Annotated in this window: 22 protein-coding genes; 10 read left to right on the top strand and 12 right to left on the bottom strand. The window is 59.4% G+C overall.

Annotated features, from left to right (window positions below):
- Positions 1-4: 4 nt before the first annotated feature.
- Positions 5-1825, bottom strand: coding sequence for a translational GTPase TypA (gene typA, locus PMI31_RS15085; RefSeq protein ID WP_008018945.1), 1821 nt, complete (start codon positions 1823-1825; stop codon positions 5-7).
- Positions 1826-1964: 139 nt separating this feature from the next.
- Positions 1965-3419, bottom strand: coding sequence for a tRNA uracil 4-sulfurtransferase ThiI (gene thiI / locus PMI31_RS15090; protein WP_008018946.1), 1455 nt, complete (start codon positions 3417-3419; stop codon positions 1965-1967).
- Positions 3420-3747: 328 nt separating this feature from the next.
- On the opposite strand from thiI, the gene glnA reads away from it, so the two are divergent.
- The 5 genes from glnA to ntrC all read left to right on the top strand — a co-directional run bounded on the left by glnA (position 3748) and on the right by ntrC (position 9330).
- On the top strand, positions 3748-5154 hold the full coding sequence (gene glnA, locus PMI31_RS15095) for a glutamate--ammonia ligase (protein WP_007970634.1): 1407 nt from the start codon (positions 3748-3750) through the stop codon (positions 5152-5154).
- Between the two features lie 297 nt (positions 5155-5451).
- A complete protein-coding gene (locus PMI31_RS15100; RefSeq protein WP_008018948.1) occupies positions 5452-5964 on the top strand; it encodes a DUF4124 domain-containing protein in 513 nt (170 codons plus the stop codon).
- Positions 5961-6581 (top strand): DUF4124 domain-containing protein, encoded by a 621-nt coding sequence (locus PMI31_RS15105; RefSeq protein WP_008018949.1) that lies wholly within the window; start codon positions 5961-5963, stop codon positions 6579-6581. Before PMI31_RS15100 ends, PMI31_RS15105 begins: the two co-directional genes overlap by 4 nt.
- A 230-nt stretch (positions 6582-6811) precedes the next feature.
- The gene (gene glnL / locus PMI31_RS15110; protein WP_008018951.1) at positions 6812-7897 is read left to right on the top strand and encodes a nitrogen regulation protein NR(II); all 1086 of its coding nucleotides are present in this window, start codon (positions 6812-6814) and stop codon (positions 7895-7897) included.
- Positions 7894-9330, top strand: a complete 1437-nt coding sequence (gene ntrC, locus PMI31_RS15115) for a nitrogen regulation protein NR(I) (protein ID WP_008018952.1) — start codon at positions 7894-7896, stop codon at positions 9328-9330. The genes glnL and ntrC overlap by 4 nt, the downstream gene beginning before the upstream one ends.
- 555 nt (positions 9331-9885) lie before the next feature.
- Here the strand turns inward: ntrC and PMI31_RS15120 are convergent.
- Positions 9886-10326: a hypothetical protein gene (locus PMI31_RS15120; protein ID WP_043302397.1), complete on the bottom strand. Its 441-nt coding sequence runs from the start codon at positions 10324-10326 to the stop codon at positions 9886-9888.
- Between PMI31_RS15120 and trmL the strand changes: the two genes are divergently transcribed.
- Positions 10325-10780 (top strand): tRNA (uridine(34)/cytosine(34)/5-carboxymethylaminomethyluridine(34)-2'-O)-methyltransferase TrmL, encoded by a 456-nt coding sequence (trmL, locus tag PMI31_RS15125; protein ID WP_008018955.1) that lies wholly within the window; start codon positions 10325-10327, stop codon positions 10778-10780. The genes PMI31_RS15120 and trmL overlap by 2 nt on opposite strands.
- Before the next feature lie 169 nt (positions 10781-10949).
- On the opposite strand, the gene secB is transcribed toward trmL, so the two are convergent.
- Genes secB through PMI31_RS15140 form a run of 3 tightly spaced genes read right to left on the bottom strand, consistent with a single transcriptional unit; the run spans position 10950 to position 12161 of the window.
- A complete protein-coding gene (secB, locus tag PMI31_RS15130; protein WP_007972740.1) occupies positions 10950-11435 on the bottom strand; it encodes a protein-export chaperone SecB in 486 nt (161 codons plus the stop codon).
- A gap of 56 nt (positions 11436-11491) precedes the next feature.
- On the bottom strand, positions 11492-11746 hold the full coding sequence (gene grxC / locus PMI31_RS15135; protein WP_008018956.1) for a glutaredoxin 3: 255 nt from the start codon (positions 11744-11746) through the stop codon (positions 11492-11494).
- A 1-nt stretch (position 11747) separates the two neighbouring features.
- The gene (locus PMI31_RS15140) at positions 11748-12161 is read right to left on the bottom strand and encodes a rhodanese-like domain-containing protein (RefSeq protein ID WP_007989216.1); all 414 of its coding nucleotides are present in this window, start codon (positions 12159-12161) and stop codon (positions 11748-11750) included.
- Between the two features lie 151 nt (positions 12162-12312).
- Between PMI31_RS15140 and gpmI the strand changes: the two genes are divergently transcribed.
- The 4 genes from gpmI (at position 12313) to PMI31_RS15160 (ending at position 17519) form a co-directional block, all read left to right on the top strand.
- Positions 12313-13842 (top strand): 2,3-bisphosphoglycerate-independent phosphoglycerate mutase, encoded by a 1530-nt coding sequence (gpmI, locus tag PMI31_RS15145; protein WP_008018957.1) that lies wholly within the window; start codon positions 12313-12315, stop codon positions 13840-13842.
- Positions 13843-14094: 252 nt separating this feature from the next.
- Complete coding sequence (locus PMI31_RS15150; protein ID WP_043302410.1) at positions 14095-15390, top strand: murein hydrolase activator EnvC family protein; 1296 nt, start codon at positions 14095-14097, stop codon at positions 15388-15390.
- A 31-nt stretch (positions 15391-15421) separates the two neighbouring features.
- Positions 15422-16741 carry a S41 family peptidase gene (locus PMI31_RS15155; protein WP_008018959.1) on the top strand — a complete coding sequence of 440 codons (1320 nt, stop codon included), beginning with the start codon at positions 15422-15424 and terminating at the stop codon, positions 16739-16741.
- 1 nt (position 16742) lies between these two features.
- Positions 16743-17519 (top strand): divergent polysaccharide deacetylase family protein, encoded by a 777-nt coding sequence (locus PMI31_RS15160; RefSeq protein ID WP_008018961.1) that lies wholly within the window; start codon positions 16743-16745, stop codon positions 17517-17519.
- 139 nt (positions 17520-17658) lie between these two features.
- On the opposite strand, the gene PMI31_RS15165 is transcribed toward PMI31_RS15160, so the two are convergent.
- From PMI31_RS15165 to hisB, 6 genes are all read right to left on the bottom strand, one after another.
- Positions 17659-18414: a substrate-binding periplasmic protein gene (locus PMI31_RS15165; protein WP_008018962.1), complete on the bottom strand. Its 756-nt coding sequence runs from the start codon at positions 18412-18414 to the stop codon at positions 17659-17661.
- A gap of 78 nt (positions 18415-18492) precedes the next feature.
- Positions 18493-19263: an imidazole glycerol phosphate synthase subunit HisF gene (gene hisF, locus PMI31_RS15170; protein ID WP_007972752.1), complete on the bottom strand. Its 771-nt coding sequence runs from the start codon at positions 19261-19263 to the stop codon at positions 18493-18495.
- A gap of 9 nt (positions 19264-19272) precedes the next feature.
- The gene (hisA, locus tag PMI31_RS15175) at positions 19273-20010 is read right to left on the bottom strand and encodes a 1-(5-phosphoribosyl)-5-[(5-phosphoribosylamino)methylideneamino]imidazole-4-carboxamide isomerase (RefSeq protein ID WP_007972753.1); all 738 of its coding nucleotides are present in this window, start codon (positions 20008-20010) and stop codon (positions 19273-19275) included.
- A 42-nt stretch (positions 20011-20052) separates the two neighbouring features.
- Positions 20053-20313, bottom strand: coding sequence for a DUF2164 domain-containing protein (locus PMI31_RS15180; protein WP_008018965.1), 261 nt, complete (start codon positions 20311-20313; stop codon positions 20053-20055).
- On the bottom strand, positions 20314-20952 hold the full coding sequence (hisH, locus tag PMI31_RS15185; protein WP_008018966.1) for an imidazole glycerol phosphate synthase subunit HisH: 639 nt from the start codon (positions 20950-20952) through the stop codon (positions 20314-20316).
- The gene (gene hisB / locus PMI31_RS15190; protein ID WP_003186751.1) at positions 20952-21545 is read right to left on the bottom strand and encodes an imidazoleglycerol-phosphate dehydratase HisB; all 594 of its coding nucleotides are present in this window, start codon (positions 21543-21545) and stop codon (positions 20952-20954) included. The genes hisH and hisB overlap by 1 nt, the downstream gene beginning before the upstream one ends.
- Positions 21546-21783: the final 238 nt, after the last annotated feature.

Below are 21783 nucleotides of genomic sequence, written 5' to 3' on the forward strand. Positions count from 1 at the left end.
AATCTTATGCCTTGGCTTTCTTGGCAGCGCGGGTACGCTCGCTTTCGTCCAGGATCTTCTTGCGAAGACGGATGGACTTAGGAGTGACTTCACACAGCTCGTCGTCCTGGATGAATTCCAGAGCCTGTTCCAGGGTGAAGCGAACAGGTGGAACCAGGGCGATGGTTTCGTCTTTACCCGAAGCACGCATGTTGTCGAGCTTCTTGCCCTTGGTAGGGTTGACGCCCAGGTCGTTGTCACGGCTGTTCAGACCAACGATCTGACCGTTGTAGATTTCCTGACCGTGTTCAACGAACAGCTTGCCACGCGCCTGCAGGGTTTCCAGGGAGTAGGTCAGTGCCTTGCCGGTTTCAACCGAAACCAGAACGCCGTTCTGACGGCCGGACATGTCGCCGGACTTCATCACGTCGTAACGGTCGAAGATCGAGGTCAGGATGCCAGCACCGTTGGTCAGGGTCAGGAACTGGTTACGGAAACCGATCAGACCACGAGCAGGGATGTTGTATTCCAGACGTACACGGCCCTTGCCATCCGGCACCATGTTGGTCAGGTCGCCCTTACGCAGGCCCATCTCTTCCATCACCTTGCCCTGGGATTCTTCCGGCAGGTCGATGGTGACGTTTTCGTACGGTTCGTGCTTCACGCCGTCAACCAGACGGATGATCACTTCCGGACGGCCTACAGCCATTTCGAAGCCTTCGCGACGCATGGTTTCGATCAGTACCGAGAGGTGCAGTTCGCCACGGCCGGAAACCTTGAACTTGTCAGCCGAGTCGCCTTCTTCAACGCGCAGTGCAACGTTGTACAGCAGCTCTTTGTCCAGACGTTCCTTGATGTTACGGGAAGTCACGAACTTGCCTTCTTTACCGCAGAATGGCGAGTCGTTTACCTGGAAGGTCATGGAAACGGTTGGCTCGTCGACGGTCAGAGGCTTCATCGCCTCCGGGGTGTCCTGCTGGCACAGGGTGTCGGAGATGAACAACTCGTCCATACCGCTGATGCACACGATGTCGCCTGCTGCAGCTTCTTCAACGTCTACACGGTGCAGACCGTGGTGACCCATCAGCTTCAGGATACGACCGTTGCGCTTCTTGCCGTCGGCGCTGATAGCAACAACCGGAGTGTTCGGCTTGACGCGACCACGAGCGATACGGCCAACGCCGATAACACCCAGGAAGCTGTTGTAGTCCAGTGCGGAGATTTGCATCTGGAACGGACCTTCACGGTCAACAGCCGGCGCCGGTACGTTGTCGACGATCGACTGGTACAGCGGGGTCATGTCGTCAGCCATTTCGTTGTGGTCCAGACCGGCAATACCGTTCAGGGCCGAGGCGTAGACGACTTTGAAGTCCAGCTGTTCTTCGGTGGCACCCAGGTTGTCGAACAGGTCGAAGATCTGGTCCAGAACCCAGTCCGGACGCGCGCCTGGACGGTCAACCTTGTTGATGCACACGATTGGACGCAGGCCGGCTTCGAAAGCCTTCTTGGTCACGAAACGGGTTTGCGGCATAGGGCCGTCTTGAGCGTCAACCAGCAGCAGAACGGAGTCGACCATCGACATTACGCGTTCAACTTCGCCGCCGAAGTCGGCGTGGCCCGGGGTGTCCACGATGTTGATGTGGTAGCCGTTCCAGTTGATGGCGGTGTTTTTCGCCAGAATGGTAATACCGCGCTCTTTTTCCTGGTCGTTGGAGTCCATCACGCGCTCGTCGTTGAGCTCGTTGCGCTCCAGGGTGCCGGATTGACGCAGGAGTTTGTCTACCAGGGTGGTTTTACCATGGTCAACGTGGGCAATGATGGCGATGTTGCGTAGATTTTCGATCACTTGTGTATCTCGATCAGAGGATTCGGTGTGCTGACAAGTCTTGGCAGCGATTAACAGTAGCGTCCGTGAAAGCCGTTACAGCTTGACGGCGGCATCGGGGGGCCGGTGACGCAAGCCACAGGCAAACAGCCCCGGGCACTTAGCTCGGTCGATAAACGCGCACATTGGCATGCCCCTCACTGAGCAAATGGTGGGCATGCAGGCGACTCATCACGCCTTTGTCGCAATACAGCAGGTACTGGCGAGTAGGGTCCAGTTCCTTGAAACGAGCGTTCAGTGCATAAAACGGCATCGTTTGTACCTCGATGCCAGCAAGCTCCAGCGGGTCGTCTTCAGCGGCATCCGGGTGACGGATGTCGATGACGATCTGACCGGCCAGCGCTTCGCTGACTTCTTCAATCTGCAAGTCCTGGCCCAATTCGTCGATCACGCGATCGATCGGCACCAGCTTGGCGTTTTCGAGCGCACGCTCGAGCACCGCCATATCGAATTCTTTCTCTTCGTGCTCGACACGGTAGCGTTTGGCGGCCGTCTTCGGATTCACCGAGATGACGCCACAGTACTCCGGCATGTGTCGGGCGAAATCGGCGGTGCCGATCTCGTTGGCCGTGTCGATGATGTCCTGCTTGTGACTGGCGATCAGCGGGCGCAAGACCAGTTTGTCGGTCACGCAATCGATCACGGACAGGTTCGGCAACGTCTGGCTCGACACCTGGGAGATCGCCTCACCGGTCACCAGCGCTTCGATGTGCAGTCGATCGGCAATTCGGGAGGAAGCGCGCAACATCATACGCTTCAATACTACGCCCATATGACTGTTATCGACTTTGCCGAGAATTTCTCCCAACACTTCTTCGAAAGGCACACTGACAAATAACACGCGTTGGGAGCTGCCGTACTTCTTCCAGATGAAATGCGCGACTTCCATGACGCCCAGTTCATGGGCCCGTCCGCCCAGATTGAAGAAGCAGAAATGCGCCATCAGGCCGCGGCGCATGATCTGGTAGGCCGCAACGGTGGAATCGAAGCCGCCGGACATCAGCACCAGCGTCTGCTCCAAGGCGCCCAGCGGATATCCGCCGATGCCGTTGTGCTGGCTGTGGATCACGAACAACCGTTGGTCGCGAACTTCAATGCGGACTTCGATTTCCGGCTTTTTCAGGTCGATCCCGGCGGCACCACACTGACGGCGCAACTGGCTGCCGACATATTTTTCAATATCTATCGAGCTGAATGGGTGCTTGCCGGCGCGTTTGCAACGCACCGAGAAGATCTTGCCGGCCAGTGCATCACCGTAGTGCTGCTTGCACTTTTCGACGATGTCGTCGAAATCGCCCAGCGGGTATTCATCGATCTGCAGGAAGTGCGCGATGCCTGGCATGCAGCTCAGGCGCTCGCCCATCTCTTTCAGGGCCTTGGGGTCGCTGACGCGGGTTTCCAGCTCGAGGTTGTCCCACACGCCGTTCACCACCACGGCCGGGTCCAGATCGCGGAGCACGGCACGGATGTTCTTGGCCAATTGACGGATGAAACGCATCCGTACCGGGCGGCTCTTGATGGTGATCTCGGGAAAGACTTTTACGATTAGTTTCATGAAAACAGCGCGCGCTGGGCCAGCCGAAAAAGGGGGGCGCGGATTATAGCGGAAATTGCTCAAGGTTTAACCAGTTAATGTGCAGAAGGTTTTGCACGCACCAAAACAGGTCATTTATTGAAATGAACGCCACATTGTAGGGCGGGATTTTCCGCTTTAAGGTGCTTTAGCGCTTTATAAGCGTGAATTTGGAGCAAAAAACCCATGCTGGGGCACTGGCATGCAATTTGCTCCCTTGTGAGGCAGGTTGCCTTGGCAGAGTATTCGCGCCGGCATCACAAACATTTAAGGGCATCCACTACCAGCCCTAATCCACCCGGAGGACACTATGTCGAAGTCGGTTCAACTCATCAAAGATCATGACGTCAAGTGGATTGATCTGCGCTTCACGGACACCAAAGGCACTCAGCACCACGTGACCATGCCGGCTCGCGATGCGCTGGATGACGACTTCTTCGAAGTCGGCAAAATGTTCGACGGCTCCTCCATCGCTGGCTGGAAAGGCATCGAAGCCTCCGACATGATCCTGATGCCGGACGATTCCACTGCCGTGCTGGACCCGTTCACCGAAGAGCCGACCCTGATCCTGGTCTGCGACATCATCGAACCTTCGAGCATGCAAGGTTACGACCGCGACCCACGTGCGATCGCGAAGCGTGCCGAAGAGCACCTGAAAGCCACCGGTATCGGTGACACCGTATTCGCAGGTCCAGAGCCAGAGTTCTTCATCTTCGACCAGGTGAAATTCAAGTCCGACATCTCCGGTTCCATGTTCAAGATCTACTCCGAACAAGGTTCGTGGATGTCCGACCAGGACATCGAAGGCGGCAACAAGGGCCACCGTCCAGGCGTCAAAGGCGGCTACTTCCCGGTTCCACCGTTCGACCACGACCACGAAATCCGTACCTCCATGTGCAACGCACTGGAAGAAATGGGCCTGACCGTTGAAGTTCACCACCACGAAGTGGCAACTGCCGGCCAGAACGAAATCGGCGTCAAGTTCAACACCCTGGTGAAGAAAGCCGACGAAACCCAGACCCTGAAGTACGTCGTGCACAACGTTGCCGATGCTTACGGCCGTACCGCTACCTTCATGCCTAAGCCTCTGTACGGCGACAACGGCTCGGGTATGCACGTACACATGTCCATCTGGAAAGACGGCAAGAACACCTTCGCAGGCGAAGGCTATGCCGGCCTGTCCGATACCGCCCTGTACTTCATCGGCGGCATCATCAAGCACGGTAAGGCCCTGAACGGCTTCACCAACCCGGCAACCAACTCCTACAAGCGTCTGGTTCCAGGCTTCGAAGCTCCAGTGATGCTGGCCTACTCGGCCCGCAACCGCTCCGCTTCGATCCGCATTCCTTACGTGTCGAGCCCGAAAGCCCGTCGTATCGAAGCACGCTTCCCGGATCCGGCTGCCAACCCGTACCTGTGCTTCGCTGCACTGCTGATGGCTGGCCTGGACGGCATCCAGAACAAGATCCACCCTGGCGACGCAGCTGACAAAAACCTGTACGACCTGCCGCCTGAAGAGGCCAAAGAGATCCCACAAGTTTGCGGCAGCCTGAAAGAAGCCCTGGAAGAGCTGGACAAAGGTCGTGCGTTCCTGACCAAAGGCGGCGTTTTCAGCGACGACTTCATCGACGCTTACATCGCTCTGAAAAGCGAAGAAGAAATCAAGGTACGTACCTTCGTACACCCACTGGAATACGAGCTGTACTACAGCTGCTGATCCAGTAGCGCTGCGCTACGCGGCGTGACAAAAAGAGGCCTCCTTCGGGAGGCCTTTTTTATTGCCAGCGATTCAACGGACGATAGAGAGCCCTGTGGGAGCGGGCTTGCCCGCGATGGCGTATTGTCTGCCGCATTGATGCTGGGTGTGCCGACGCTATCGCGGGCAAGCCCGCTCCCACAGGAAATTAAGGCGATTTGATACCACAGCGAAACCAAAACCGGATGTTAACGAGCTGGGCCAACCACCATCCCTGACCTATGCTGCAACCCATCGCTTTCGTTTCCGGTCGATTTTATGGATCGTGGTTTTCTCTTCATCCTGCTACTGATCGCCCTGCCCGCCGCAGCGCAGATCTACAAGTACACCGACACCTACGGCAACACCGCTTACAGCAATCAACCGCCTGATGGCGTGAAAGCCCAACCGGTCGAGCTGCCGCCGCTCAACAGCGTCGAACCCCAATCGCCGGGCAACCCTGCTCAAGCTGCCGCAGACAACCGCGAACAGTCCAGCAACGCCTACGAGCTACTCGAACTCACCGGCCTGCCCACCACCGAAGCCCTGCGCGCCAACAACGGCACGTTCACTGTTAACGTACAGATCAAACCGCGCTTGCAAGGCTCCCATCTGTTGCGCCTGCTACTCGACGGTCAGCCCTATGGCCAGCCTGGCAATGTGCCGACCCTGCAACTGGTGAACATCGATCGCGGCGAACACCGCCTCGCCGTGCAAGTGATCGAAGGCGAAAAAATAGTGCAGCAAAGCCCCGCCACGACCGTCACCGTGCAACGGGTACACACGCCTTGAAGTTTTGGTTGCTGCTCGCCTGCTTCATCGCGCTGTCCGCGTCGGCGGAGGTCTTTACTTACGTTGACCCCCAAGGCAATCGGGTTTTCACCGACCAGCCCAAACCCGGTAACGCCAGGCGTGTGCCGCTGACAAAGAGCAATCGAATGGCAGCCGACCCTACCCGCACAGCGCCGTTGATTGCCCAGAGCAGCCCCGAAGCACAGGTGCCGCTCCATTATGACCTGCTGCGCATCCTGGTCCCGGAACCCGACGTGACCATCCGCAGCAACGCCGGCGAAGTCATCGTCAGCGCCACCAACGAGCCCGGCCTGCAACCCGGTCACCGCTACCGGCTGCTGCTCGACGGCCAGCCCACTGCCGAACCCGGCCTGAGCCCGGTGTTCCCGTTGAGCAACATCGATCGCGGCAGCCATACCCTGTCCGTGGAAATCCTTGATGAGCAGGGACGCATCGTCGAACGCACCGCCAGCCAACCCTTCCATATGCAGCGCACGTCGCTCGCCCAGAAGCGCAAGATCAAACCCTGCACCCTCGATGACTACGGTCAGCGGCCGGAATGCCCTCTCAGCGACAAACCCACCGAAGAAAAAAAGCCTTTCTTGCGACTTTTCTAACCTCGTTCAGGTTTGCGCACTATATTGGTGCAATTGCTTGCACCGTACTCACATTCCAACCCATTTTGGTTCGAAACTACCCGCGAAAGCTGGCAAAGCGCCACGCAATCGAGCGTCAAACACCCGTTTCAGGCGCTGAACGCTTCTTTTCGGAGCCTTGGTTTGGTTTTTGCATTTTGCCCGTATCAGCGCTGTTTTCTAGCGCATGCTCTGCCCAGAAAGAGGTCCCGATGACCATTAGCGACGCACTCCACCGTTTGCTACTCGATAACCTCACCACCGCCACCATCCTGCTCGACGCCGAACTGCGCCTCGAGTATATGAACCCGGCGGCGGAGATGCTGCTGGCCATCAGCGGCCAGCGCAGCCATGGGCAGTTCATCAGTGAATTGTTTACCGAATCGGCCGAAGCGCTGAATTCGTTGCGCCAGGCCGTCGAACAAGCGCACCCGTTCACCAAGCGCGAAGCCATGCTCACCGCCCTCACCGGCCAGACCCTGACCGTTGACTACGCAGTAACGCCGATCCTGAGCAATGGCGACACGATGCTGCTGCTTGAAGTCCACCCTCGTGACCGCTTGCTGCGGATCACCAAGGAAGAAGCGCAGCTGTCCAAGCAGGAAACCAGCAAGATGCTGGTGCGTGGCCTGGCTCATGAAATCAAGAACCCCTTGGGCGGGATTCGCGGCGCTGCGCAATTGCTGGCCCGGGAACTGCCGGAAGAAAGCCTGCGCGACTACACCAACGTCATCATCGAAGAAGCCGACCGCCTGCGTAATCTGGTGGACCGCATGCTCGGCTCCAACAAGTTGCCGTCACTGGCTCTGTGCAATGTCCACGAAGTGCTGGAGCGTGTCTGCCAGCTGGTGGAGGCCGAAAGCCAGGGTTGCATCACTTTGGTGCGCGACTACGACCCAAGCATCCCCGACGTGTTGATCGACCGCGAACAGATGATCCAGGCCGTACTGAACATCGTGCGCAATGCGATGCAGGCCATCAGTAGCCAGAACGAACTGCGCCTGGGCCGCATCAGCCTGCGCACCCGGACCATGCGCCAGTTCACCATCGGCCACGTGCGCCATCGCCTGGTAACCAAGATCGAGATCATCGACAACGGTCCGGGCATCCCTGCGGAACTTCAGGAAACCATTTTCTTCCCCATGGTCAGCGGCCGTCCGGACGGTACCGGGCTTGGCCTGGCCATTACCCAGAACATCATCAGCCAGCACCAGGGCCTGATCGAGTGTGACAGCCACCCCGGCCACACCACCTTCTCGATCTTTCTGCCACTGGAACAAGGAGCCACATCGACATGAGCCGTAGTGAAACCGTGTGGATCGTCGATGACGACCGTTCTATCCGTTGGGTCCTGGAAAAAGCCTTGCAACAGGAAGGCATGACCACGCAAAGCTTCGACAGCGCCGATGGCGTGATGAGCCGCCTGGCGCGCCAGCAACCGGACGTGATCATTTCCGACATCCGCATGCCCGGCACCAGCGGCCTGGACCTTCTGGCGCGGATTCGCGAGCAGCATCCACGGCTGCCAGTGATCATCATGACCGCTCACTCTGACCTGGACAGCGCTGTCGCGTCCTATCAGGGCGGCGCCTTCGAGTACCTGCCCAAGCCGTTCGACGTCGATGAAGCGGTTTCCCTGGTCAAGCGCGCCAACCAGCACGCCCAGGAACAACAAGGCCTGGAAGTCGCCCCGACCCTGACCCGCACCCCGGAAATCATCGGTGAAGCACCCGCGATGCAGGAGGTGTTTCGCGCCATCGGCCGCTTGAGCCACTCCAACATTACCGTGCTGATCAACGGTGAATCCGGTACAGGTAAAGAACTGGTGGCCCACGCCCTGCACCGTCACAGCCCAAGGGCAGCTTCGCCATTCATCGCACTGAACATGGCGGCGATTCCTAAAGATCTGATGGAGTCCGAGCTGTTCGGCCACGAGAAAGGTGCGTTCACCGGCGCAGCCAACCTGCGGCGCGGGCGCTTCGAACAGGCAGACGGCGGCACGCTGTTCCTCGATGAAATCGGCGACATGCCGGCCGACACCCAGACCCGCTTGCTTCGCGTACTGGCTGATGGCGAGTTTTACCGCGTCGGCGGTCATGTGCCGGTGAAGGTCGATGTGCGCATCATCGCTGCGACTCACCAGAATCTGGAAACCCTGGTGCATGCCGGGAAATTCCGTGAGGACTTGTTCCATCGCCTCAACGTGATCCGCATCCATATCCCGCGCCTGTCGGATCGTCGCGAAGACATTCCGACCCTGGCGAGGCACTTCCTCAGCCGCGCAGCCCAGGAGCTGGCCGTCGAGCCGAAGTTGCTGAAAAGCGAAACCGAGGAATACCTGAAGAACCTGCCGTGGCCCGGCAACGTGCGGCAGCTGGAGAACACCTGCCGCTGGATCACGGTGATGGCTTCGGGTCGCGAAGTGCACATCGGCGACCTGCCACCGGAGTTGCTGAGCCTGCCGCAGGATTCGGCCCCCGTGACCAACTGGGAACAGGCCCTGCGCCAGTGGGCGGACCAGGCGCTGGCCCGCGGTCAGTCGAGCCTGCTCGACAGTGCCGTGCCGGCCTTCGAGCGGATCATGATCGAGACCGCGCTCAAACACACCGCCGGTCGCCGCCGCGATGCCGCCGTTTTGCTGGGCTGGGGGCGCAACACCCTGACCCGCAAGATCAAGGAACTGGGGATGAAGGTGGATGGTGGGGATGATGATGAGGGGGATGAGGGCTGAACTGCCTTTAGTACTTTACTGACCGTTAGATCCAATCGCGGGCAAGCCCGCTCCCACAATGGATTTTCTGTGTTTTCACTATCTGGTGAGCAACATTGAAACCTGTGGGAGCGGGCTTGCCCGCGATGCTTTTGGAGGCCTAATGCACCGCCGCAATGCACCGTGAACCGCAATCGCGCACAGCAATCGCTCCGAAACCCTGCCAGAGCTCACAATCGAACCCCTATCGAAAAAACACGAAAGCCCCGGATTACGGGGCTTTCGGCGTTTTGAGGCGTTATTTTGTTTCGCATTCTTAAAACCTGGCACGCCCCCTGCAATAACTCTTTCAGGTGAATCAGTTCACCTGACCGGTTTCGGGGACCTTGGTACAGGCAGGCCGGGGATTCCCCTCTTTACACCGGGCTCACACCGCCTCCGCGACGAGCCCAACCGTTTTGGGGCCCTTGATACAGGCAGGTCAGGGGTTCCCTCTTTACACCAGGCTCAAACCGCAGTCGCGACGAGCCTCCCGTTTCGGGAACCTTGGTACAGGCAGGCCGGGGATTCCCTCTTTTATTGCTCTCGGAGATGGATCTCCAGTCGCCAGCGGTCGTCGACCTCGCTACCGGCCCACTCGCCCTGCAGGGGCCGGGCCGCCACCAGTGTCAGCAACACCCCCCCATCGCTCAAACGTACCCGCCAGTTCACCTCCCTGTCGCCGAGCTTGAGCTGGCCTTTCTGCGCCTTGCCCTCGGCGTCAAACAGCAGCGCGACACTACCGTCGACAATTTCGCCGTGAGTCTTGGGTTCGTTGTTGAACCACACCACCAGCCCGTCGCTCGTCACCTCGACCTGCTGCAACTGACTGGGGTCTGGTGTGGTCAGGCGACCGATCATCATCCCGACCATCACCCCGACAATCGCCAGCGAGCCCATCACCGGCAGGAATAGTTTCGAACGCACGCCTTCCGGCGGCGTAGAATGCGCGTCATCTTTACCTTCGGAGCCGTGCATGTTTCACGTCATCCTTTTCCAACCAGAAATTCCGCCGAACACCGGCAACGTTATCAGGCTGTGCGCCAACAGTGGCTGCCACCTGCATTTGATCGAACCGCTGGGCTTCGAGATGGACGACAAGCGTCTGCGCCGCGCCGGCCTCGACTACCACGAGTATGCCACCCTGCAACGCCATGCGGACCTGGCCAGCTGCCTGGAAAGCCTGGGCAACCCGCGGCTGTTCGCCTTCACCACCAAAGGTTCGCGTCCGTTCCACGACGCCAGTTTCGTCCCCGGCGATGCATTCCTGTTCGGCCCGGAAAGCCGCGGCCTGCCTGCCGAGGTGCTCGATGCCCTGCCCTCCGAGCAACGCCTGCGCCTGCCGATGCGCGAAGGCTGCCGCAGCCTGAACCTGTCCAATACCGTGGCAGTGGCCGTGTACGAAGCCTGGCGCCAGAACAACTTCAAATAACACCGCCACCCTTGTGTAGGAGCTGGCTTGCCAGCGAAAGCGGTGTAACAGTCAGCACAGAGGCTGAGCGTGATGGCCCCTTCGCTGGCAAGCCAGCTCCTACAGGTTTCGTTTGCTCCATGAAAAAAGCGCCTTCAGAGGCGCTTTTTTCATGGAGCAAACGAAGCTTTTACTGAACGGTCGGCGTCTCGCCAGCAGCCTGCATGCGTTGCAGCTCTTGTGCGTACAGCGCATCGAAGTTCACCGGAGCCAGCATCAGTGCCGGGAACGAACCGCGGGTCACCAGGCTGTCCAGGGTTTCGCGAGCGTACGGGAACAGGATGTTCGGGCAGAACGCACCCAGGGTGTGGCTCATCGAAGCGTCGTCCAGGTTCTTGATCAGGAAGATCCCGGCCTGTTGCACTTCGGCGATGAACGCCACTTCGTCACCGTTTTTCACGGTAACCGACAAGGTCAGCACGACTTCGTGGAAGTCGGATTCCAGTGTCTTTTGACGGGTGTTCAGATCCAGAGCGACGCTCGGCTCCCACTGCTGGCGGAAGATCGCCGGGCTTTTCGGAGCTTCGAAGGACAGGTCACGCACATAAATGCGCTGCAAGGAGAATTGCGGTGCAGTTTCTTCTTCGTTCGCAGCAGTGTTCTGTTGGTCAGTCATCGCAGATCCTTCTTGATCCAGGGTTCTTTTAGGTTTGCTGGTTTGGGGTATTGCCGTCAGGCCTTGAGCAGCGCGTCGAGCTTGCCGGCGCGCTCCAGGGCGAACAAATCATCACAACCGCCCACGTGAGTGCTGCCGATCCAGATTTGCGGCACGGACGTACGCCCGGCCTTCTGGGCCATCGCAGCGCGCACCTGCGGCTTGCCATCGACCTTGATCTCTTCGAAGGCCACGCCTTTGTTCTCGAGCAGGTACTTGGCTCGCGAGCAGTAAGGGCAGTAATCGCTGGAATAGACGACGACGCTGCTCATATCACTTCACCAGCGGCAGATTGTCGGCTTTCCAGCTGGAAATACCGCCGGACAGCTTGGCCGCGGTGAAGCCGGATTTCATCAGTTCGCGGGCGTGGGTACCGGCGGTCTGGCCCATGGCGTCGACCAGGATGATGGTCTTGGCCTTGTGTTTTTCCAGTTCGCCAACGCGGGCGGCCAGCTTGTCCTGGGGAATGTTCACCGCACCGACAATGTGACCGGCGGCGAAATCCTTGCTCGGACGGATGTCGACCACGACGCCCGCGTCCTTGTTGACCAGGCCGGTCAGTTCGCCGGTGCTCAGGCTGCGGCCGCCGCCCTGCATTTGATAGGCAATCAGCAACGCCAGCAGTACGACGAAGATACCGACGAGAATGTAGTGGTTAGTGGCGAATTCAATCAGGTGAGCAACCATCGAAGGAGGTTCCAGGGCGTTAAAATGTCGGCCAGTATACACAGCCACTATGGTGGGCCAAACCCCGTCCGGCGGTGACGTGGCCGGAACTTCGCTTTAAACTGCGACTCCCTTTTCCATCGCCCCTTTAACTTAAGCCAGAGTGGATTCCATGACTACCACGCCTAAACCTTTGGTCCTGATGATTCTCGACGGCTTCGGTCACAGCGACAGCCCCGAATCGAACGCCATTTTCGCGGCGAAGAAGCCTGTACTGGATCGTCTGTGGGCCACTGTGCCAAACGGCCTGATCTCGGGCAGCGGCATGGACGTCGGCCTGCCGGATGGCCAGATGGGCAACTCCGAAGTCGGCCACATGAACCTGGGCGCCGGCCGCGTGGTGTATCAGGACTTCACTCGGGTCACCAAATCGATCCGCGACGGCGAGTTCTTCGAGAACCCGACCATCTGCGCCGCCGTGGACAAAGCCGTCGCCGCCGGAAAAGCCGTGCACTTCATGGGCCTGCTGTCCGATGGTGGCGTGCACAGCCACCAGGATCACCTGGTCGCCATGGCCGAACTGGCCTTCAAGCGCGGTGCGCAAAACATCTACCTGCACGCCTTCCTCGACGGCCGCGACACCCCACCGAAAAGCGCGCAATCGTCGATCGAACTGCTCGACGCGACCTTCCAGGCCCTGGGCAAAGGCCGGATCGCCAGCCTGATCGGCCGTTACTACGCCATGGACCGCGATAACCGTTGGGACCGAGTGTCCCAAGCCTACAATCTGATTGTCGACGGCCAGGGCGAATTCAACGCCGCCACCGCTCAGGAAGGCCTGCAAGCGGCCTACGAGCGCGGCGAGAGCGACGAGTTCGTCAAAGCCACCTCCATCGGTGAGCCGGTAAAAGTCGAAGACGGCGATGCCGTGGTGTTCATGAACTTCCGCGCCGACCGCGCCCGCGAGCTGACCCGCGTGTTCGTCGAAGACAACTTCAGTGAGTTCGAGCGTGCCCGCCAGCCGAAACTGGCCGGTTTTGTCATGCTGACCCAATACGCCGCCAGCATCCCTGCGCCATCGGCCTTCGCTGCCGGCAGCCTGGAAAACGTGCTGGGCGACTACCTGGCGAAAAACGGCAAGACCCAGCTGCGCATCGCCGAAACCGAAAAATACGCCCACGTGACCTTCTTCTTCTCGGGCGGCCGCGAAGAACCGTTCCCGGGCGAAGAGCGCATCCTGATTCCGTCGCCGAAAGTCGCCACCTATGACTTGCAGCCGGAAATGAGCGCACCGGAAGTCACCGATCGCATCGTCGACGCCATCGAAAACCAGCGTTACGACGTGATCGTGGTCAACTACGCCAACGGCGACATGGTCGGCCACAGTGGCGTGTTCGAAGCAGCGGTGAAAGCCGTTGAATGCCTGGACCTGTGCGTGGGCCGCATCGTCGACGCCCTGGAAAAAGTCGGCGGCGAAGCCTTGATCACGGCTGACCACGGTAACGTCGAGCAAATGTCCGATGAAACCACTGGCCAGGCGCACACCGCACACACCTCCGAGCCGGTGCCGTTCATTTATGTCGGCAAGCGCGACCTGAAGGTCCGCGAAGGCGGCGTGCTGGCAGACGTGGCGCCAACCATGCTGAAGTTGCTGGGCCTGGATCAACCGGCGGAAATGACCGGGACTTCGATTCTGGTGTAACTGAATCCGCGAAACCCCGCTAAACCCTGTGGGAGCTGGCTTGCCAGCGATAGCAATCTGGCAGCCAACAGCTATGTTGAATGTGCCGACGCAATCGCTGGCAAGCCAGCTCCCACAGTGGTTTATGGAGTTTTCGAAATGGAATTCAGCCTGCCGCTCACTCCAGTTATCACACAGTCAGAAATGGGCATTTTTTTTGCCGCCCATGGCGGGCATACTAGGCCGTCCCTTTCCCTGGTGCCGCCCGCCCCTATGCTTCGCGTCCTGATAGCCCTAGCTCTGACATGCCTGCTCCAACCGGCCTTTGCTGACGAGCGCGCAGAAACCCAACAACAGTTGGACGCCACGCGTCAGGACATTGCCGAGTTGAAGAAACTGCTGGGCAAGTTGCAGGAAGAGAAGTCCGGTGTGCAGAAAGAGCTCAAGGGCACCGAAACCGAAATGGGCAAGCTCGAGAAGCAGGTCGAAGCCCTGCAAAAAGAGCTGAAGAAAAGCGAAGCCGAGCTGCAGCGCCTCGATGCAGAGAAAAAAAAACTCCAGAGCGCGCGCACTGAACAGCAACGACTGATCGCCATACAGGCCCGGGCGGCCTACCAGAACGGTCGCCAGGAATACCTCAAGCTGCTGCTCAACCAGCAGAACCCCGAGAAGTTCGCCCGTACCCTCACCTATTACGATTACCTGAGCCAGGCTCGCCTGGAGCAGTTGAAGAGTTTCAACGAAACCCTGCGCCAACTGTCCAATGTCGAGAAAGACATCGCGATGCAGCAGGCGCAACTGCTGGTGCAGCAAAGCAGCCTCGACACCCAGCGCGACGAGCTCGAGAAAGTCCGCAAGGAGCGCCAGCAAGTCCTGGCCAAGCTCAATGACGATGTAAAGGCTCGCGATCAGAAGCTGGCGGCGCGCGAGCAGGATCAGGCAGACCTGTCTAAAGTCCTTAAAACCATTGAAGAAACTCTGGCCCGCCAGGCCCGTGAGGCAGAAGAAGCGCGGCAAAAAGCGCTGATTGCCCAGCAGGAAGCCGAAAAAAAGCGTTTACGTGAGGCCCAGGCGCTGGCAGATGCCAACGACGATGCCCCACGCAAACCGGTCAAGTCGACTCCCGGCGCACTGGTTTCCAGTTCCGGCGAGACTTTTGGCGGCCCGTTTGCATCAACCCGCGGCAAACTTCCCTGGCCTGTCGATGGTCGACTGCTGGCGCGCTTCGGTGAAAGCCGTGGCGATGATGCCCGGACCAAGTGGGATGGCGTGATGATCGGCGCATCTTCCGGCAGTGCGGTGCATGCCGTACACGGTGGTCGCGTGGTGTTCGCAGATTGGTTGCGCGGCGCCGGGCTGCTGGTGATTCTCGACCACGGCAATGGTTATTTGAGCCTGTACGGTCACAACCAGACACTGCTCAAGTCTGCGGGTGACGTTGTAAAAGCCGGTGAGCCTATTTCCACTGTCGGTAACAGTGGCGGGCAGGACACACCAGCGCTGTATTTCGCAATTCGTCAGCAGGGTCACCCGAGTGACCCGGCGCAATGGTGTCACGCGCAAGGATAAGCGCGTCGCCTAATTCAGGAGTTCGTTCGACATGCTGCATTTGTCCCGCCTTACCTCGCTGGCCCTGACGATCGCCCTGGTGATCGGCGCGCCTTTGGCGTTTGCCGCTCAACCAGCCCCGGCGGTTGCGCCTGCGGGCACTGCTGCGACCACCAAGGCGCCACTGCCGCTGGACGAGTTGCGCACCTTTGCCGAGGTGATGGACCGGATCAAGGCCGCTTATGTCGAACCGGTAGACGACAAGACCCTGCTGGAAAACGCCATCAAGGGCATGCTCAGCAACCTCGACCCGCATTCTGCCTACCTCGGCCCTGAAGATTTCGCCGAGTTGCAGGAAAGCACCAGTGGGGAATTCGGCGGCCTTGGCATCGAAGTCGGCGCCGAAGACGGCTTCATCAAGGTGGTGTCGCCAATTGACGACACTCCTGCCTCCAAGGCCGGCATTCAGGCCGGCGACTTCATCGTCAAGATCAACGGCCAGCCTACCCGCGGCCAGAGCATGACCGAAGCCGTCGACAAGATGCGCGGCAAGATCGGCCAGAAAATCACCCTGACCCTGGTGCGCGACGGCGGCACGCCGTTCGACGTGACCCTGGCCCGCGCCGTTATCCAGGTGAAGAGCGTGAAGAGCCAGTTGCTGGAATCGGGCTACGGCTACATCCGTATCACCCAGTTCCAGGTCAAGACCGGTGAAGAGGTTTCCAAGGCCCTGGCCAAGCTGCGCAAGGACAACGGCAAGAAACTCAAGGGCATCATTCTCGACCTGCGCAACAACCCGGGCGGGGTGTTGCAGGCGGCGGTAGAAGTGGTCGACCACTTCATCACCAAGGGCCTGATCGTTTATACCAAGGGCCGCATCGCCAACTCCGAGCTGCGTTTCTCTGCCACCGGCAAGGACGAAAGCGAAGCCGTGCCAATGGTCGTGCTGATCAACGGCGGCAGCGCCTCGGCTTCGGAAATTGTCGCCGGCGCCCTGCAGGACCAGAAACGCGCCGTGCTGATGGGCACCACCAGTTTCGGTAAAGGTTCGGTGCAAACCGTACTGCCGCTGAACAATGAACGCGCATTGAAAATCACCACGGCGTTGTATTACACGCCGAACGGCCGCTCCATCCAGGCCCAGGGCATCGTCCCGGACATCGAAGTGCGCAAGGCCAAGATCACCAGCGAGCAGGACGGCGACTACTTCAAGGAAGCTGACTTGCAGGGTCACCTGGGCAACGGCAACGGCGGCGCCGACAAACCGACCGGCTCCAGCGGCAAAGCCAAGCCAATGCCACAGGATGATGATTACCAGTTGGCCCAGGCCCTGAGCCTGCTCAAAGGGCTGAGCATCACGTCCGGCCGTTGAGATGTTTCTGCGGTTGCTGATTGCTCTGTTGTGCTGTCTGGCGGGTATTGCCCACGCAGAACCCGCCGGATCGACGCCCCACAAAGCCTACCTGAGTCTGATCATCGACGACCTGGGGCAGAACCTGCCTCGGGATCGTCGCGTGCTGGCCCTGCCCGGCCCGGTGACCACGGCAATCATGCCCGACACGCCCCACGCCACCGAATTCGCCCGCGAAGCCCATCGCGCCGGCAAGATCGTCATCCTGCACATGCCCATGGATCCGGCTACCGGACCGTTCGCCTGGCACCCCGAGTTGCCCATCGACGAGCTGGAAAAACGCCTGAACGCCGCGTTCAAAATGGTCCCGTACACCAGCGGCATCAACAATCACATGGGCAGCCGCATGACCGCACAACCCGCCGCCATGGCCTGGCTGATGGCGGACTTGCAACGACGGCACAAGTTCTTCGTCGACAGTCGCACCAGCGCGCAGACCGTGGCTGCTGCCGAAGCGCAGAAGATCGGCCTGGCGAGCGTTTCGCGGGATGTGTTTCTCGACGATGAACGTACTGAAGCAGCGATCTTTACGCAGTTACAGACGGCGATCAGCCTCGCGCGCAAGCAGGGTTCGGCAGTGATGATCGGGCATCCGTATCCACAGACGCTCACGGTGCTGGAACGCGAGTTGCCCAAGCTCAAGGCTCAAGGGATCGAGTGGATTGATATCCGGCAGATGATCAGTGTGCGCGGCAATCGGGCGACGGCAGCGCATGGCAAGGATGGCGTATACCGCTAATCCGTAGCACCACCGAACCACTGTAGGAGCCGGCTTGCCGGCGAAGCGGTCTTGAATATTGCATTGCCTTTGCGGCCGCCATCGCTGGCAAGCCAGCTCCTACAGGGATGTGCAGGTGTGCAGGTGTGCAGGTGTGCAGTTAGAGATACTGCGCCATGATCTCGTCCACCCGCCCTTCCTTGCGCATCTGATCCAGCGCCGCCTGGAGCTTGGCCACCGTCTCGTCCGACACATCCTTGTTCAGTGCCAGGTACAGTTCGGCACTGTTGAAACGCAGTACGGTTTTCAACCCGCTTACCCCTTCCTGGCGTGCCAGATAGCGCCCGGCCGGGTCACCCGTAGCCCACAGGTCTATCTGACCGTTGACCAGCTTCTTCGCATTGTCCTGATCGCGCAGCACGACGATCGGATTGAGCCCCTGCTTGGCCAGCGTCTCGGCGATCGCATCGCCCTTGTAGGCGCCAATCTTGTATTTGCGTGCGTCATTCAGGGTTTCGAGGGTGATCTTGCTGTCAGCCTTGGCCAGCATGATCCAGTCGTCCGGGCCGATGGGACCAACCCACTTGAAGAGTTTTTCGCGATCCGGCAACCGCGCCATGACAAATACGCCGTAACCGGGCTTCTCGAGGGTGAGTTTGTAGATTCGCTCCCAAGGGAAGCGCAGCGTCAGGCTGTAGTTAATCTCGGCGCGCTTGAAAATCTCGCGGACGATATCGGTGGCGATGCCATTGATGTTCTCGTCCTGAGCGAAGTTCTTGCCGTTCTTCGCCATGTTGTACGGCGGGAAGTTTTCCGTCAGCAACACCATGTCGCTATCGGGACTGTCTTTAGCGTACGCCCCGGTGACCAACAAGAGAGAAGCACTGGCGAGGGCTAGAAGAAGGCGTTTAAGCATGTCTGGCTACCGAAATCCATGGCGTACCCAAGAGTGCCTTGAGCCCGCCATGATGTCCACTGGCCTGTATCGGTTTGTTTAACGCATCACGATTCCGCGATGAGCCATATAGGCCTTGGCTTCCTGCACGGTGTATTCGCCGAAGTGGAAAATACTCGCCGCCAATACCGCGCTGGCGTGACCTTCGATAATTCCATCGGCCAGGTGCTGCAGGTTGCCGACACCGCCGGAGGCGATCACCGGAATGCCCAGCGCATCGCTGATGGCGCGGGTGACACCCAGGTCGAAACCGTTTTTCATGCCGTCCTGGTCCATGCTGGTCAGCAGGATCTCACCGGCGCCCAGGCCTTCCATTTTCTTCGCCCACTCAACGGCGTCGAGACCGGTTGGCTTGCGGCCGCCGTGGGTGAAGATTTCCCAGCGCGGGGTTTCGCCCGGCCCGGAAACCTTCTTCGCGTCGATGGCAACCACGATGCATTGCGAACCGAAATGCTGCGCGGCTTCGCCGACAAACTCCGGGTTGAACACCGCAGCGGTGTTGATCGAGACCTTGTCCGCGCCGGCATTGAGCAAGTTGCGGATGTCCTGCACGGTGCGTACGCCGCCGCCCACGGTCAGCGGGATGAACACCTGGCTGGCCATGCGCTCTACGGTGTGCAGCGTGGTGTCGCGACCGTCGACACTGGCGGTGATGTCGAGAAAGGTAATTTCGTCGGCGCCCTGCTCGTCGTAGCGACGGGCGATTTCCACCGGGTCACCGGCATCGCGGATGTTTTCGAACTTCACACCCTTGACCACCCGGCCGTTATCCACGTCCAGGCAAGGGATGATGCGTTTGGCCAGCGCCATGATCAGTCCTCAGCCTTTGTACGAATCGCAGAAAGCTTGCGCTTCAGCGACGTCGAGGGTGCCTTCGTAGATCGCACGACCGGTAATGGCACCGATGATGCCTGGCGCCTTGGCGTCGAGCAGGGTCTTGATGTCACCCAGGTTGTGGATGCCGCCGGAAGCGATCACCGGGATCTTCGTGGCGGCAGCCAGTGCGGCGGTGAAGGGTACATTGCAACCCTGCATCATGCCGTCTTTGGCGATGTCGGTATAAACGATCGCGGACACGCCGTCGGCTTCGAACTGTTTAGCCAGGTCGATCACCTGAATGGTGCTGATTTCAGCCCAGCCGTCGGTAGCGACGAAGCCGTCTTTGGCATCAAGACCGACAATCACCTTACCCGGGAATGCGCGGCAGGCTTCGGCGACGAAAGCCGGATCTTTCACGGCCTTGGTGCCGATGATCACGTAGCTCACGCCGGCTTTCACGTAGTGTTCGATAGTTTCCAGGGAACGGATACCGCCGCCGATCTGAATCGGCAGGTTCGGGTAGCGTTTGGCGATGGCGGTGACCACTTCGCCGTTGACCGGCTGGCCTTCGAATGCGCCGTTCAGGTCGACCAGATGCAGACGGCGGCAACCGCCCTCCACCCACTTGGCAGCCATGCTCACCGGATCATCGGAGAACACTGTGGAATCTTCCATGCGACCCTGGCGCAGACGAACACAGGCACCGTCTTTAAGATCGATAGCGGGAATAATCAGCATCTGGCAAACCTTCAAAATTGAATGTTCAGCTTGGCTCGGGAATCAGTTTTTCTCGAGCGCCCACAGGTCGCTTTCGATGCTTTCGAACCTCTCTTTGAGGTGCGCCTGCACATCGAAAATCGCCCTGTTGTAATAGTGCGGAGCAATTTCACGGGTAAACAGCTCAAGAATCTCCGCCGCCTCGAACGAGCCGAGGTCGAGTTCAAAGCGGTCTTCCATGAAACGCTTGATCTTGCGATTGGCCTCGTCCTCTTGCTCAGGGGTGAGCGTGAGGATGGGCGGCTTGGATTTCTTGACGGCCATTTACCAGCGACCGTCCCACGCAGCGAAGTTCTGCAGCAACTGCAGGCCATGGGTATGGCTTTTCTCCGGGTGGAACTGCACGGCGAAACGCGAGCCTTCGGCCAGCGCCGCGGCAAAATCGACACCGTAGTGACCGCCACCCACCACCTGCCGCGCGTTGGCGGCAGCGATGTAGTAGCTGTGCACGAAGTAGAACCGCGCCTGGTCCGGGATGTCGTGCCACAGCGGGTGACTCACCTTCTGCTTCACTTCGTTCCAGCCCATGTGCGGGACTTTCAGGTGTTCGCCGTCCTCGACCAGATCCTTGCCGAAGAACTTCACCTGGCCCGGGAACAGACCGATGCAGTCGACGCCGTCGTTCTCTTCGCTGGTGTCGAGCAAGGCTTGCATGCCCACGCAGATACCAAGGAACGGACGGTCCTGGCTGACTTCACGTACCAGCGAATCGAAGCCGAGGCGACGGATCTCCGCCATGCAATCGCGAATGGCACCCACGCCGGGGAAAACCACCCGGTCGGCCTCGCGAATCACGTTCGCATCGCTGGTGATCAGGACCTTGCCGGCACCGACATGCTCGAGGGCCTTGGCCACCGAGTGCAGGTTGCCCATGCCGTAATCGATAACCGCGACTGTCTGCATTACAGCACGCCCTTGGTCGAAGGCATTTGCCCGGCCATGCGGTCATCGAGTTCGACGGCCATGCGCAAGGCGCGGCCGAAAGCCTTGAACACGGTTTCGATCTGGTGGTGGGTGTTGTGCCCACGCAGATTGTCGATGTGCAAGGTGACGTTGGCGTGGTTGACGAAGCCCTGGAAGAATTCCTGGAACAGATCAACGTCGAAGCCGCCGACGGTGGCACGGGTGTAGGGAACATGCATCTGCAGGCCTGGACGGCCGGAGAAGTCGATCACCACACGCGAGAGTGCTTCATCGAGCGGCACGTAGGCGTGACCGTAGCGACGGATGCCTTTCTTGTCGCCGATGGCTTTGGTGAAAGCCTGGCCGAGGGTGATACCGACGTCTTCCACGGTGTGGTGATCATCGATATGCAGGTCGCCCTTGCTGACAATATCCAGGTCGATCAGCCCGTGACGGGCGATCTGGTCCAGCATGTGCTCAAGAAAAGGAACACCGATATCGAATCGGGCCTTTCCGGTGCCATCGAGGTTGATCGAGGCTTTGATCTGGGTTTCCAGAGTGTCGCGCTCGACAGACGCCTTACGTTCGGCCATCACCAGCTCCGCAAAATCATTGGGCGAAAAAGGCAACCATTATAGGGGCGCGGGCGCCAAACAGAAACACGCGAGGTGATATGGCTGACGGATAGAACCCCGTGCCGTCGGGGATATACCTGTCATGACAACCTGAAACACGGACTTGCAGGAGCTGGCTTGTCGGGTCGACGCATCGCAGCGAAGGCGGCGTATCTGACACACCGTGCCGCATTGATCGCCAGCAAGCCAGCTCCTA

It is taken from the genome of Pseudomonas sp. GM55, from assembly GCF_000282395.1.
GTDB classification, from domain to species: domain Bacteria; phylum Pseudomonadota; class Gammaproteobacteria; order Pseudomonadales; family Pseudomonadaceae; genus Aquipseudomonas; species Aquipseudomonas fluorescens_CC.

Excerpts from the sequence above, each read along its gene's own strand:
- glnL (WP_008018951.1), top strand. The coding sequence starts at position 6,812 with ATGACCATTAGCGACGCACTCCACCGTTTGCTACTCGATAACCTCACC.
- hisF (WP_007972752.1), bottom strand. The coding sequence starts at position 19,263 with ATGGCGCTGGCCAAACGCATCATCCCTTGCCTGGACGTGGATAACGGC.
- ntrC (WP_008018952.1), top strand. The coding sequence starts at position 7,894 with ATGAGCCGTAGTGAAACCGTGTGGATCGTCGATGACGACCGTTCTATC.
- PMI31_RS15160 (WP_008018961.1), top strand. The coding sequence starts at position 16,743 with ATGTTTCTGCGGTTGCTGATTGCTCTGTTGTGCTGTCTGGCGGGTATT.
- PMI31_RS15165 (WP_008018962.1), bottom strand. The coding sequence starts at position 18,414 with ATGCTTAAACGCCTTCTTCTAGCCCTCGCCAGTGCTTCTCTCTTGTTG.
- grxC (WP_008018956.1), bottom strand. The coding sequence starts at position 11,746 with ATGAGCAGCGTCGTCGTCTATTCCAGCGATTACTGCCCTTACTGCTCG.
- PMI31_RS15180 (WP_008018965.1), bottom strand. The coding sequence starts at position 20,313 with ATGGCCGTCAAGAAATCCAAGCCGCCCATCCTCACGCTCACCCCTGAG.
- PMI31_RS15140 (WP_007989216.1), bottom strand. The coding sequence starts at position 12,161 with ATGGTTGCTCACCTGATTGAATTCGCCACTAACCACTACATTCTCGTC.
- PMI31_RS15100 (WP_008018948.1), top strand. The coding sequence starts at position 5,452 with ATGGATCGTGGTTTTCTCTTCATCCTGCTACTGATCGCCCTGCCCGCC.
- PMI31_RS15150 (WP_043302410.1), top strand. The coding sequence starts at position 14,095 with ATGCTTCGCGTCCTGATAGCCCTAGCTCTGACATGCCTGCTCCAACCG.
- trmL (WP_008018955.1), top strand. The coding sequence starts at position 10,325 with ATGTTTCACGTCATCCTTTTCCAACCAGAAATTCCGCCGAACACCGGC.
- PMI31_RS15155 (WP_008018959.1), top strand. The coding sequence starts at position 15,422 with ATGCTGCATTTGTCCCGCCTTACCTCGCTGGCCCTGACGATCGCCCTG.
- hisA (WP_007972753.1), bottom strand. The coding sequence starts at position 20,010 with ATGCTGATTATTCCCGCTATCGATCTTAAAGACGGTGCCTGTGTTCGT.
- secB (WP_007972740.1), bottom strand. The coding sequence starts at position 11,435 with ATGACTGACCAACAGAACACTGCTGCGAACGAAGAAGAAACTGCACCG.
- thiI (WP_008018946.1), bottom strand. The coding sequence starts at position 3,419 with ATGAAACTAATCGTAAAAGTCTTTCCCGAGATCACCATCAAGAGCCGC.
- hisB (WP_003186751.1), bottom strand. The coding sequence starts at position 21,545 with ATGGCCGAACGTAAGGCGTCTGTCGAGCGCGACACTCTGGAAACCCAG.
- hisH (WP_008018966.1), bottom strand. The coding sequence starts at position 20,952 with ATGCAGACAGTCGCGGTTATCGATTACGGCATGGGCAACCTGCACTCG.
- glnA (WP_007970634.1), top strand. The coding sequence starts at position 3,748 with ATGTCGAAGTCGGTTCAACTCATCAAAGATCATGACGTCAAGTGGATT.
- gpmI (WP_008018957.1), top strand. The coding sequence starts at position 12,313 with ATGACTACCACGCCTAAACCTTTGGTCCTGATGATTCTCGACGGCTTC.
- PMI31_RS15120 (WP_043302397.1), bottom strand. The coding sequence starts at position 10,326 with ATGCACGGCTCCGAAGGTAAAGATGACGCGCATTCTACGCCGCCGGAA.